This window comes from Streptomyces scabichelini (genome assembly GCF_011045015.1).
GTDB lineage: Bacteria > Actinomycetota > Actinomycetes > Streptomycetales > Streptomycetaceae > Streptomyces > Streptomyces scabichelini.
Window position 1 is genome coordinate 1 of sequence record NZ_JAAKZY010000304.1, and the last position, 10,785, is coordinate 10,785.

The 10,785-nt window shown below is 68.2% G+C and carries 16 protein-coding genes; 12 read left to right on the top strand and 4 right to left on the bottom strand.

The features are described 5' to 3' along the window. Nucleotides 1-97: 97 nt before the first annotated feature. Nucleotides 98-832, bottom strand: coding sequence for an SLATT domain-containing protein (locus tag G5C60_RS46815; RefSeq protein ID WP_165269750.1), 735 nt, complete (start codon nucleotides 830-832; stop codon nucleotides 98-100). Nucleotides 833-1,132: 300 nt separating this feature from the next. Between G5C60_RS46815 and G5C60_RS46820 the strand changes: the two genes are divergently transcribed. The 7 genes from G5C60_RS46820 to G5C60_RS46850 all read left to right on the top strand — a co-directional run bounded on the left by G5C60_RS46820 (nucleotide 1,133) and on the right by G5C60_RS46850 (nucleotide 5,618). Continuing rightward, nucleotides 1,133-1,480 carry a YbaB/EbfC family nucleoid-associated protein gene (locus tag G5C60_RS46820; protein WP_165269752.1) on the top strand — a complete coding sequence of 116 codons (348 nt, stop codon included), beginning with the start codon at nucleotides 1,133-1,135 and terminating at the stop codon, nucleotides 1,478-1,480. A 111-nt stretch (nucleotides 1,481-1,591) separates the two neighbouring features. After that, the gene (gene recR, locus G5C60_RS46825; protein WP_165269754.1) at nucleotides 1,592-2,191 is read left to right on the top strand and encodes a recombination mediator RecR; all 600 of its coding nucleotides are present in this window, start codon (nucleotides 1,592-1,594) and stop codon (nucleotides 2,189-2,191) included. A 95-nt stretch (nucleotides 2,192-2,286) separates the two neighbouring features. Then, nucleotides 2,287-2,946, top strand: a complete 660-nt coding sequence (locus tag G5C60_RS46830; protein ID WP_165269756.1) for a DUF5063 domain-containing protein — start codon at nucleotides 2,287-2,289, stop codon at nucleotides 2,944-2,946. 177 nt (nucleotides 2,947-3,123) lie between these two features. Next, nucleotides 3,124-4,377, top strand: coding sequence for a neprosin family prolyl endopeptidase (locus G5C60_RS46835; RefSeq protein WP_165269758.1), 1,254 nt, complete (start codon nucleotides 3,124-3,126; stop codon nucleotides 4,375-4,377). After that, the gene (locus G5C60_RS46840; protein WP_165269760.1) at nucleotides 4,368-4,688 is read left to right on the top strand and encodes a hypothetical protein; all 321 of its coding nucleotides are present in this window, start codon (nucleotides 4,368-4,370) and stop codon (nucleotides 4,686-4,688) included. Before G5C60_RS46835 ends, G5C60_RS46840 begins: the two co-directional genes overlap by 10 nt. Nucleotides 4,689-4,902: 214 nt before the next feature. Beyond that, the gene (locus tag G5C60_RS46845) at nucleotides 4,903-5,286 is read left to right on the top strand and encodes a type II toxin-antitoxin system RelE/ParE family toxin (RefSeq protein WP_165269762.1); all 384 of its coding nucleotides are present in this window, start codon (nucleotides 4,903-4,905) and stop codon (nucleotides 5,284-5,286) included. Beyond that, the gene (locus G5C60_RS46850) at nucleotides 5,286-5,618 is read left to right on the top strand and encodes a helix-turn-helix domain-containing protein (RefSeq protein WP_165269764.1); all 333 of its coding nucleotides are present in this window, start codon (nucleotides 5,286-5,288) and stop codon (nucleotides 5,616-5,618) included. The genes G5C60_RS46845 and G5C60_RS46850 overlap by 1 nt, the downstream gene beginning before the upstream one ends. 130 nt (nucleotides 5,619-5,748) lie before the next feature. On the opposite strand, the gene G5C60_RS46855 is transcribed toward G5C60_RS46850, so the two are convergent. Next, complete coding sequence (locus G5C60_RS46855; RefSeq protein ID WP_165269766.1) at nucleotides 5,749-6,165, bottom strand: hypothetical protein; 417 nt, start codon at nucleotides 6,163-6,165, stop codon at nucleotides 5,749-5,751. 3 nt (nucleotides 6,166-6,168) lie between these two features. Here G5C60_RS46855 and G5C60_RS46860 point away from each other — a divergent pair, with 3 nt between their 5' ends. Together G5C60_RS46860 and G5C60_RS46865 are read left to right on the top strand one after the other, a co-directional pair. Continuing rightward, on the top strand, nucleotides 6,169-6,822 hold the full coding sequence (locus G5C60_RS46860) for a DUF5753 domain-containing protein (protein ID WP_165269768.1): 654 nt from the start codon (nucleotides 6,169-6,171) through the stop codon (nucleotides 6,820-6,822). 353 nt (nucleotides 6,823-7,175) lie between these two features. After that, nucleotides 7,176-7,802 (top strand): hypothetical protein, encoded by a 627-nt coding sequence (locus G5C60_RS46865; RefSeq protein ID WP_165269770.1) that lies wholly within the window; start codon nucleotides 7,176-7,178, stop codon nucleotides 7,800-7,802. A gap of 646 nt (nucleotides 7,803-8,448) precedes the next feature. Here the strand turns inward: G5C60_RS46865 and G5C60_RS46870 are convergent. Together G5C60_RS46870 and G5C60_RS46875 are read right to left on the bottom strand one after the other, a co-directional pair. Beyond that, entirely contained in the window at nucleotides 8,449-8,787 is a 339-nt protein-coding gene (locus G5C60_RS46870) for a hypothetical protein (RefSeq protein WP_165269772.1), read from the bottom strand. Further along, the gene (locus tag G5C60_RS46875) at nucleotides 8,784-9,098 is read right to left on the bottom strand and encodes a DUF6415 family natural product biosynthesis protein (RefSeq protein ID WP_206440870.1); all 315 of its coding nucleotides are present in this window, start codon (nucleotides 9,096-9,098) and stop codon (nucleotides 8,784-8,786) included. The genes G5C60_RS46870 and G5C60_RS46875 overlap by 4 nt, the downstream gene beginning before the upstream one ends. A gap of 169 nt (nucleotides 9,099-9,267) precedes the next feature. On the opposite strand from G5C60_RS46875, the gene G5C60_RS46880 reads away from it, so the two are divergent. From G5C60_RS46880 to G5C60_RS46890, 3 genes are all read left to right on the top strand, one after another. Then, a complete protein-coding gene (locus G5C60_RS46880) occupies nucleotides 9,268-9,648 on the top strand; it encodes a Uma2 family endonuclease (protein ID WP_165269774.1) in 381 nt (126 codons plus the stop codon). Nucleotides 9,649-9,843: 195 nt separating this feature from the next. Next, on the top strand, nucleotides 9,844-10,056 hold the full coding sequence (locus G5C60_RS46885) for a plasmid partition protein ParG (RefSeq protein ID WP_165269776.1): 213 nt from the start codon (nucleotides 9,844-9,846) through the stop codon (nucleotides 10,054-10,056). After that, a complete protein-coding gene (locus G5C60_RS46890; protein WP_338146132.1) occupies nucleotides 10,053-10,433 on the top strand; it encodes a hypothetical protein in 381 nt (126 codons plus the stop codon). Before G5C60_RS46885 ends, G5C60_RS46890 begins: the two co-directional genes overlap by 4 nt. Nucleotides 10,434-10,785 lie beyond the last annotated feature (352 nt).

Genomic DNA, 10,785 nt, shown 5'->3' on the forward strand with positions numbered 1-10,785 from the left:
GACCGGGGGTCCGGGGGCTGGCCCCCGAAACGGGGTCTGGGGCGGAGCCCCAGGAGAGTGGACGGGAATGGGTAGGGGCGGCGGGGGCGAACCCCCCTCACCGCGCCTCCGGCGGCCGCTGCCGCGGCATGTTCGGCCGCGCCCCCGGAGGGGAGAGCGACGGCCGCCCGGCCGAGCCGGAGTCCGCCCGCGAAGCCCCGGCCACAGAAGACTGCAGCCCCAGCGGAGCGGAACCCGTGCGGAACTCGACCATCCAGTCCGCAGTCTCCGCCCGCACCAGCTCCGTCACATCCTCGGAGAACCGCCGCAGAACAGCCAGGCACCGCTCGGCCGCCTCCCCGGCCGTCCCCTCCGTGGGCCCGAGAACCTCCCGCACACACTCCGACGCCCAGTCGAACTGGAGCACCTGCAAGCGCCGCTGCACGGCCTGAGCCGTGGCCACATCCCTTATCCACCCGGACGTGACCCCGAAGAAACGGTCCACCGCCACACAGGCGACCCCGCCGAGCAGCGCCAGATACCCCCAGGGAGCGACCCCGCCCGCGACCCCGGTGAGATCGAGCATCGGCAGCGCGGCCCCGACGACAGCGCCCACGGCCGTACCGCCCCGCAACGCCTGCGCTCCCCGCCGTTTCCACCCCCGCCCGGCGAGATACCAGGACGTCGTGGCCAGCGCCCCCGCCTCCACCCACCGGTACAGCTCATGGAGCCGGTCGGCCGGCTCTGCCCAGTCGCCGAGCGGAAAGGGCCGCCCCATCAGATCACCGGCCCCCTGACCGTCACCCCGACCGTCCTGGGCCGATCCCTCGGGCTGCATCTCCGGCTGGCTCACCGACGCTCCCTCATTGTTACGTTGCGTGACGGTACCGTGGCGCAGGATGCCGCAAGCTGCTGAAGCGCCCCACCCTTACTACCTCCCAACGGGTGGCGACGGTCCTGTTTCGGGGGTTTTCCGCTCGGACGTGGCCCTTGATCAGGTATAGGACATCGCCTTGCCTCACTCGAAAGAGTGCTGGGGCGACGGCGCTGTAGACCACGTAGGCTCATGCCCAGACGGGGAGAAGCCCGCCCGGACGTAAAACCCGGACGTAAAACCCCTGCCCAGACAGCCGTACGAAACCAGGAGCTGATCGTGATTCCCGGTGGTGGCCAGCCCAATATGCAGCAGCTGCTCCAGCAGGCCCAGAAGATGCAGCAGGACCTCGCGAACGCGCAGGAGGAACTGGCGCGGACCGAGGTCGACGGCCAGGCGGGCGGCGGCCTGGTGAAGGCGACCGTGACGGGCTCCGGCGAGCTGCGTGCCCTCAAGATCGACCCGAAGGCCGTGGACCCCGAGGACACCGAGACTCTCGCCGATCTGATCGTCGCGGCGGTCCAGGCGGCGAACGAGAACGCGCAGGCGCTCCAGCAGGAGAAGCTCGGCCCGCTGGCCCAGGGCCTGGGTGGCGGCGGCAGCGGCATCCCCGGCCTGCCGTTCTAAGTCAACCCGGCCTTCTCTTCTAAGAAGGCCGGGCGCCAACTACCGTACGTACCAAGAGAGCAAGCGCGACTACGGTACGTACCGAGAGAGCGTGAACAGGAAGGCAATCCGTTGTACGAAGGCGTGGTCCAGGACCTCATCGACGAACTGGGGCGGCTCCCCGGCGTCGGTCCCAAGAGCGCGCAGCGGATCGCCTTCCACATCCTTCAGGCGGAGCCGACGGACGTACGGCGTCTCGCGCAGGCACTCCTCGAAGTGAAGGCGAAGGTCCGCTTCTGCGCCACCTGCGGGAACGTCGCGCAGGAGGAGCTGTGCAACATCTGCCGCGACACGCGCCGCGACCCGGCGGTGATCTGCGTGGTGGAGGAGCCGAAGGACGTCGTGGCGATCGAGCGGACGCGGGAGTTCCGCGGCAAGTACCACGTGCTCGGCGGCGCGATCAGCCCGATCGAGGGCGTCGGCCCGGACGACCTGCGGATAAGAGAACTGCTGGCCCGGCTCGCGGACGGCACGGTCACGGAGCTGATCCTGGCCACGGACCCGAACCTGGAGGGCGAGGCAACGGCCACGTATCTCGCCCGCATGATCAAGCCCATGGGCCTCAAGGTCACCCGCCTGGCCAGCGGTCTGCCAGTCGGCGGTGACCTCGAGTACGCCGACGAGGTCACTCTGGGCCGCGCCTTCGAGGGGAGGCGGCTGCTCGATGTCTGAGACCACCGGCAAGACTGTCGGGGCTGCGCCTTCGAGGGAAGGCGGCTCTTGGATGTCTGAACATGTTCTTGCTCATGAGGAAGGTCGGCTTCTAGATGTCTGACGCCACGCTGCACGCGACTGCTCAGGACCCCGGCGACTTCGCGGTCCAGATCGCGGACCAGGTCGAGAGCTTCCTGGTCGCGGTCACCGAGGTGGCCAAGGGCGACGAGCCGGACTCGGCCGTCCCCTTCCTGCTCCTCGAGGTCTCCCAGCTGATGCTCGCGGGCGGCCGTCTTGGTGCCCACGAGGACATCCTTCCCGAGGAGCGTTACGAGCCGGACCTGGGCCCGGAGCCGGACGTGGACGAACTCCGCGAACGCCTGGCCGACCTGCTCGACCCGATCGACGTCTACTCCGAGGTCTTCGACCCGTACGAGCCCAGCAAGGCCCGGGTCCCCGCCCGTATCTCCGACGACCTGGCCGACGTCATCACCGACCTCCGCCACGGCATGGCCCACTACAAGGCGGGCCGCACCACCGAGGCCCTGTGGTGGTGGCAGTTCTCGTACTTCTCGAACTGGGGCTCCACCGCCTCGGCCACCCTCCGAGCCCTCCAGTCCCTGGTGGCCCACGTCAGGCTGAACCAGCCCCTGGAGGAACTGGACGGCCTCGACACCGACCAGGACCTCAGCGAGGACGCCCTGGAGGAGGAGGCCGGCAAGGTCATGGCGGAGGAGATCGCGGGTCCGCTGGGGTTGCGCGAGGTCAAGTGACACTCCTCTCGGCCGGCCTCAGCAATGGCCGATTCCGGCACTTCGGGAGGCCGGGCCCAGGACTACGTTGACCCGCAACCGCCGCCGAGGCGGCCCGGGACCTCCGGGCCGCCTCAGGCGCCGGAATCCGGGAGTGGTGGTCCGGGGGGACCGCCGCCCGGGCAAGGGGGTAGCGCCATGGCAAGTGGTGTCGTCGAACGCAATCCCAGCCACAAGGAAAGCGGCCTCTCCGACCGCCCGAACCAGGTGGGTGAGCAGCAGCTCACGGAAGCGGAGGCAGCCAATCAGCTGGACGAGATCCACCAGTACCTGAAGGACCGGTACGCGCGCAGGGATGTCGTCACCCGCACCGTGACCAAGGGCGGGGTCCAGCTCGACTGGGTGCCCGCGGAGTCCCAGGCGGCGGGCGGCAAACTCGCCCAACCGCCCGGCGACGACCGGCCGTTGGAGAGGGTGAAGGGCGAGTTCCCCGCCGAGCCGGTCCGCTTCGAGCTCGAGGACGAGGCCGCCGACCGTGGGCCGCGCGGCACGGTCCCGTTGGTGCGGCTGGCGACCGAGCAGATCACTCCGGTCGGCAGTCTCAACGACTGGCTGGCCAAGGGGCCTGTCGGCAGGATCGCCGCGCCGCCCGGTTTCGGCCGCGACATCCTCGCACCGGCCGCGGCGGTCGTGCACAAGTACGGCTACAGCAACCAGAGCGTCACCTGCTACGGGACGTCCGGCAACATCAACGCCTGGCACTCGTTCGTCGAGTACAACAACGAGTTCTCGCTCGGACAGCTCGCTCTGGCAAGGGGCAGCGGCACCGGACAGCAGACCCTGGAGGTCGGCCACCAGGTCTACAAGGACCTGTACGGGGACTGGGTGCCCCACCTGTTCACGTACTACACGACCAACGGATACACGCAGAGCGGTGACAACAAGGGCGGCTACAACGAGAACGTGAAGGGCTGGGTGCAGTACTCGTCCACCGTCCACCCCGGCGCCCTGTCCAGCCCGCTCAGCTCGTTCGGCGGCACGCAGTACCAGATGGGCCTCAAGGTCCAGCTCTGGCAGGGGAACTGGTGGGTCCAGGTCAACGGCGCCTGGATCGGCTACTACCCGGCGAGCCTGTACGCCACCACGGGGCTGCGCTCGCAGGCGTCATCCGTCTCCTGGTACGGAGAGGTGGTGGACAGCGGCTCCGACCCGGCCACCACCCGCACCGACATGGGCAGCGGCCACTGGCCGTACGAAGGGTTCGGGTACTGCGCGTACATGAACAACCTGCAGTACCAGTCCGGTACGGACGGCACGATGACCCGGTACTCCGGGTCCACCTGGGCCTCGAACCCGAACTGCTACACAGTGGAGGGTCACTTCGCCGACACGGGAAGCTGGCAGTCGTACCAGTGGTGGGGCGGCAGCGGAAGGAACTCGCAATGCCCGTGACGGGCCCTGAGGACGCGGACCACACCGGCCGGCACACCGGACGGCCGGAAGACCCCGATGTCCTCCCCTGCGCCTCGGATCCGGACGTCGAATGCGTACGGATCGGCTCCGAGGCGCACACCGGCGGAGGCGCGCTCGCCGCGCCGCCGCCGGGCGGCCCCCCGGAACCGCCCGCGGACGAACACCTGTGCCCACCCGGCTACGTACCGCGCCGCCGCCGCTCCCCCCTCCCCACCGAGGGCAAACGGGTCCTCCGCCCGGGCCCACCGGAACGCAACCCGGCGGCGGACGAACGGGGGCGGCCCGGCTGACGCGCCCGCCATTTTCCTTCGTACATCGATGTGCGTATGCAGGAGCGCTGACCTACAGCCCCAGCACCCCCAGGGCCACACGCCCCGCCCCGCGAGCGATCCTCCCTGACGACCTGGGTGACATCCGTGCCCTGGCCGAGTGACATTCACTCGTTGAGCTGAAGGTATAAGGATTTCCTTTTGTCGGCCCGCACCGTAGGCTGAGATGCGGAGCATGAACTGGGAGATCAACCTCCATCCATCGGTGGAGTCGTGGCTGCTCAAGCTGGCAGAGGAGGACCCGGTGTCGGCGGACCTCGTTGAAGCGGCGGTCGACATGCTGATGGAGAGCGGTCCCGCGCTGGGGCGCCCGCTCGTCGACCGGCTGTCGGGCTGCCGTACCCACAACCTCAAGGAGCTGCGACCAGGAAGCTCGGGGAGTACCGAGGTCCGGATCTTGTTCGTCTTCGACCCCAGGCGCGAGGCGATTCTGTTGGTGGCCGGCGACAAGTCCGGCCGCTGGAGGGACTGGTATCGCGAGTCGATCCCCCTTGCCGAGGCCCGCTATGACGAGTACCTGGTCGCCGCAGATGAGCCGGGAGAGGACGGGAAGGCCTGATGAGCCAGTACAGCAGTTGGGCAGAGGTCAAGCGTCGGCTGCGGGAGAGCCAGCCCGACGTGTCCGACGCCGAATGGGAGTTCCGCAAGCAGGCGGCGCGCACGGCGACCGAGGCGCGAGTGATCGGTCACCACCTGCGGGAGATCCGCGAGGAGCAGGGCCTGACGCAGGCTCAGGTGGCCGGGTCGGTGGGGATCTCGCAGGCTCGGGTCTCCCAGATCGAGCAGGGGGAGATCCACAACTTGGAGACGATGCGTACGTATGCGGAGGCGCTCGGGGCCAGGGTTACGGTGACCATCGAGTACGGGGACCGGAGGGCCGGGGCGGCCTGACTGGGGCGGATGTCATCTTCCTTCGTGCGTCGATGAGTCGGGCGGCTGCCTCCGCGTGTTGGGCGAGGACCACCCGACGACGAGAATCGTCCGCGCGAGACTTCCGCTGCGCGTCGGCAAGAGCCCTGACCTACAACCCAACCATCCCCAGCACCGTCCCCAGCCTCCCCGCCTCCACATGAGCCGCCGTGACCGTCGGCTCGCTGTACCACCGCAACGGCCATGTGTTCCCGTCCAGCGCCGGGATCCCGATGTACGTGACCGTACGGCCGCCGCTCCTGCTGAATCGCTGCACGCCCAAGGGCCACGAGCACGCTCTCGCCGCCCCCGGCGCCAGCAGGAAGTACATCCACCGGAACCCGACTGCCTCGCAGACAACGGGCCCCGCATCGCCGTCGGCCGCCTCGATGAGTTCGGCGGCGACCTGTTCCCCGCGTACGCCCTGGATACGGACCGCGTCGAAGTGAACGCCGGAGACGCGGAGTTGGTGGCCGGCGAGGGGGACCCAGTCGGGTCGGTAGTGCGGGATTGCGTTCGTCATGGTCACACGATGGCGAGCGCACGGATACGCTCGGTAGTGACCGAGGGGATACACGCCGAGGTGTATCGGTCGGAGGTGGCCGCAGGGTCAGTCCAGTACAACTCCTCTACGCCGTCGCCGGTCAACTGGCGTTACAGCGGCAACCAGTTGAAGCGGTGGCGTATCAAGGCGAGCGTCAGCCGTGAGGAGTTGGGTGCCGCCGCCAATTACAGGTGGTACGAGCCCGTGCTGGTCCCTGGTCCCTTGCAGGCGGAGCCTTACGCACGGCAGTTGATCAGTGACCACATCCCGCCGCTCGACGAGGAGACCGTCGAGGAGCGCATCGCGGCGCGGGTGGCGCGTCAGGAAATCCACTCTCGCAAACCGCTGGTGGGGTGCAGCTACGTGCTGTACGAGGCGGCCTTGCGCAGCCCGTACGTGGGCCGGGAGCAGCTCCTGTACCTCCTGGAGGTGGGTGCACTGCGCAATGTGTCCATCCAGGTGCTGCCGTTCACCCCGGCAACGGCTGCAGCCCTTCACGGCGTGATGGTGCTGCTGGAGACCCGGGAACGTGAGCGCCTCGTATTTCCGCCGTCTGACGCAGAACCCCAAGCAAGCCCGGCTGGGGTGCTCGGGAGGCCTCCGGTCGGAAGGGCGTCCCCTGCCGTCATCATCGGCAGGTGACGGTGGACAGCGAGAATCCCCCGCTGGCGGACAGGCTGTGCGCCGGGACTGTAGTGACGTTCTGTGAGCGTCTTCGGTGGAGCCCGGGGTTCGATGCCGACGGTCCCGGTCCCGGTCTCGGTCGGGAGTGTTCACGGTCGATGTCCGCCGCTATATGCCTGTTCCGGGCATGGTGGAGTTTCCGGCCGAAGATACGCGAACCGGCCTAAGTGCCGTACACCCAGGAGCCATTGCGGCGGAGGCGGGCTAGGTTCTGAGGTGACCTCTCTGGGCGCCGGGGCGGGGGCCACAGCGCGAACACCGTGGGGTGGCGCGTCCAGGGGCGGACGTCCTGCGACGAAGGGGAGTGCACCATGATCAGTGCAGCAGTGGCGATCAGCCGTGAGATTAGGCTGTTCCGGGGCGACCAGGTGCTGTGCATCGACACGGCCTCGGGGAACAAGGTCACGTACGACGGGCAGACCACCAAGCACGGCACCTTCGCCCAGGTGCCCCCGAAGTTCGCCAACGGCATCGACGGGGCGCACTTCATCGGCGCCGAATTACGGCTGTTCCGGGGCGGGCGGCTGGTGATCGTCGATGTTTCCCAGGCCAACAAGGTCACGTACAACGGCACGGTCACCGGCCACGGCACGTACGCCCAGGTCCCGACGGACTTCGCCCAGGACATCGACGACGTCATCAACATCGGCAACGATGTGCGGATCTTCAAGGGCGACCGTCTGGTGATCGTCGACTACAGCCAGGGCAACAAGATCACCTACGACGGACCGATCGTCAAGCACGGCACCTTCGCCCAGCTTCCGGCGGGCTTCTCCGGCGACTTCGACGCCGTGCACACCATCGGCAACGAGGTGCGGATCTTCAAGGGCGACCGTCTGGTGATCGTCGACTACAGCCAGGGCAACAAGATCACCTACGACGGGCCCATCATCAAGCACGCCACGTACCTCAACGTCCCGTCCAACTGGGTCAGCTGACCTCTTCGGCCGTCCCGAGCCCCGACAGCCTTCCCCGGCCGCCAGGGCTCACTTCGTGCGGCACGGTGAACCTGCAGAGCAATCACCAGAGTTGGATGATCTCCTCGCGACTCAAGATCCACAGGTCTTGACCAATACTCCCCAGGGGATATCACACAACGTGAGCCAGCGGGGAGTCGACATGTCCATTTCTCTAGCGTCGGCTGTCCGTCAGCGGGGAAGTCACGGTGTCCGCCCACAGGCAGGGGACGTCTCAGGCCCACAGTAAACCGCCCCGCCCTCCTCGGAGGACGGGGCGGTCGCGTTCGGCCAGTTTGGCTAAACGCTCTGCGGGAGCCGTGGACGCAGATCACACCGCCCCGCGCGTTGCCGACAGCCGGGCTTGGGACTGTCGGCACGGCGGGCGGCCACTCGCCTGGGGCGCCGAGCGGCCGCCCTTCCCCGCCATCAGTCACGGGACTGACGACGAGGGGTTCTATGTCCCGTCTCGGGGTGGTTCAGTGGGGGTGTCGTTCCGGCTGTTCGTGGCCGTCCTGGTCCCCGCCCGGATCACCGGGGCCGAAGTACGGATCTTGCGCGGGCAGGAAGATTTCCGGGGCGCAGCTCTCGCAGCCGCTACAGGAACCGCCCTGGTCAACCTGACAGGTCACCGGTACCCCTGCCTCCGCTCGTACTCCTCGACGTCAAGTTCCGCGTCAACGGCGTCGTCGTAGCCACGATGCCGCGCGATGTGCGCGAACGACTTGCCCTCCGAACGCATCCGCCAGGCATCCTTCCGTCGTTCTTCGACCTCGGGTGAAGTGTCCACCTTTGTCAGGCAGTCAAAGCACGAAACGGCACGACGCCACTCGGTGACTTCGCCGCGCGCCCCACAGAAGGGCCGTCCGTCGCGCAGCCGGTGAACCTTCAGCAGGTTTTCGCCAGCCGTGCCCGTGCGCAGGGTTTCGGCGTTGAGGGCCTTTTCAAGGTCATCAGTCGCGGTCACTCGTGGCCACTCCCCAGGTTCTGGTAGTGGTCGCACAGGGCGTTGACCACGCGGGAGAGGCGCCGGGCGAATGCGATCCCGCCGTGCAGTCCGGGGCCCGGCTCCAGGCCGAGCTTCATGCGTGCCTCGCCGACGCAGGCGAGCGCGCAGTAGCGGGGGATGTCGTCGTGCGGCAGGGCGTCGGCCGTCTGCTCGACTTCCGGCACGAGGAGGTTGATGTGCCCGCGCAGCTGGAGGGTGAGCGTCTCCAGCTCGTCAGGCTTGGGCGGTTCGGCATCCTCGGCGAGCAGGCGGCAGGCGGCCGCCCGCATCGTCTCGATATCAGACGGGCAGCGCGGGCGCCCCTGCCGTGCTGGTTGGGCTGGTGATAGAAACGGGCACTGTCGACGCTCCTTGTCAGCGTGGGCCGTGCCCCCGGGCCGTTAGCGCGGTCGCGGGGGTCCTTGCGTCAAGACCCTTGCGCTGTCGGGAAGGGTTCAGGTGGGTGAGCGTGCGTCCGGGCGCTCATGGCCTGACGGGGCCCTGGCGTCGGCTGGGTACTTCGCCGATGGCGGCGAATGGGCTGACGCCGCTGGCGTGTTGATGGCGGTCACCGTCGCCATGAGCACGGACAGGCGGGATCCGGTCGCCCTACGTGATGCGTATGCGGCTGCGGCAATCCCTGTGTATCGGGTGGTGGATCGGGCCGACCGCTCGGCAACGGCGTTCTTCGATCCGGTGGACGGTCGATACCGGTCGGCGGCGATGTGTGCCTTCGGTGGGGTGCTGAGGTTGCCGGAGCCTGTCGGCGTCAATCTGCGGACGGCGTTCTTCGAGGGGCTGGTGGAGGAGCCCGCGGGACCGGTGCGCGTCACAAACTGAGATCGCGTCCGAATACCTCGCTGATCTGCGGGAGGCGCACGGTGCAGGAACGGACGAGGAGGTGGTCAGGGAAGCCGTCATGGAAGCGGCACGGCGAATTCGGCTGCGCGGGACCACGGACGGCACCGGCGGTGAGGAGGCTTGATGTATCGAGCAGCGGTGTCTTGTACAGCAGTTCCGCTGTACGGTGACTTCATGTCGCGACACGTCACCATTCGCCTGGACGAGGAGTTCCACGACCGGCTCAAGGCGCGCGCAGCGGCCGAGGGGACGACGGTCACGGCGCTGATCACGGACGTGGTCAAGCGGGAGCTCGACGAGGATCGCGAGCGGTTCTTCGCGGGGGTCGAGGAGTTCGCCGAGCACTGGGATTACTTCCAGGAGCGGTTCGGAAAGTCGGCGAAGTGAAGATCACGATGGAATGGGCGTGGGAGGCGATGGCCCACCACCTGCCCTCGGACCCGGCTGTCTGGGATCCCTCCGGTCTGATTGCCGCCGTCGCGCGGCACCAGAACGATCTGGTGCTCGTGGCGGACCAGCCCGCGCCGGACATCGCCTGGAGGGCCGCCGCACTCCTGCACACGCTCGCTGTGTGCCCACCGCTGGAGTCGCCGATGAACGAGTTCTACGCGGCTGCGGCTACGCGTTCGTACCTGCGCGTGGCGGGGGCGAAGTCGCTCCCCTCGCCGGTGCTTCTAGGTGATCTCGTCGAGGCGGCCAAGGCGGGGAGGACCGAGGTGTTCGAGGTGGCGCGGGAACTGCGGGCCGCCGTGCGGCCGGCCTGATGTGCCGTGGGGCCGAACCTGTGGTGTAGCCCGCTACACCACGGGTTCGGGAGAGCACTCCCTCGTGACGGAGAGCCGCAGACGGAATCGTTGGTCTCGCAAGGCCAAGGCCAAGGCCAAGGCCAAGACCAAGACCAACGGCTTCCCGTCGGGGAGGCCACGGCCCTCCCGATCCGAAGGAAATCCCATGAAGTCGCTGCTCTCCTCCAGGCCCGCCCTCTGGTTCCTCTTCCTCTTCAACCTCGCCGTCGCCGCGGTCGCCCCCTTCGTCGTCGACGGCACGCAGGGCGTCATGACCAGCGTCGGCATGGGTGTCGTATCGCTCGGGGCGGGGGTCAGTCTGGTGCGGGGG

What these genes read in the sequence shown, in the direction of transcription:
- G5C60_RS46885 (WP_165269776.1), top strand. Translation starts at nt 9,844, where the DNA reads ATGTCGCGACACGTCACCATTCGCCTGGACGAGGAGTTCCACGACCGG.
- G5C60_RS46840 (WP_165269760.1), top strand. Translation starts at nt 4,368, where the DNA reads ATGCCCGTGACGGGCCCTGAGGACGCGGACCACACCGGCCGGCACACC.
- G5C60_RS46830 (WP_165269756.1), top strand. Translation starts at nt 2,287, where the DNA reads ATGTCTGACGCCACGCTGCACGCGACTGCTCAGGACCCCGGCGACTTC.
- G5C60_RS46835 (WP_165269758.1), top strand. Translation starts at nt 3,124, where the DNA reads ATGGCAAGTGGTGTCGTCGAACGCAATCCCAGCCACAAGGAAAGCGGC.
- G5C60_RS46850 (WP_165269764.1), top strand. Translation starts at nt 5,286, where the DNA reads ATGAGCCAGTACAGCAGTTGGGCAGAGGTCAAGCGTCGGCTGCGGGAG.
- G5C60_RS46860 (WP_165269768.1), top strand. Translation starts at nt 6,169, where the DNA reads ATGGCGAGCGCACGGATACGCTCGGTAGTGACCGAGGGGATACACGCC.
- G5C60_RS46845 (WP_165269762.1), top strand. Translation starts at nt 4,903, where the DNA reads ATGAACTGGGAGATCAACCTCCATCCATCGGTGGAGTCGTGGCTGCTC.
- G5C60_RS46865 (WP_165269770.1), top strand. Translation starts at nt 7,176, where the DNA reads ATGATCAGTGCAGCAGTGGCGATCAGCCGTGAGATTAGGCTGTTCCGG.
- G5C60_RS46875 (WP_206440870.1), bottom strand. Translation starts at nt 9,098, where the DNA reads ATGCGGGCGGCCGCCTGCCGCCTGCTCGCCGAGGATGCCGAACCGCCC.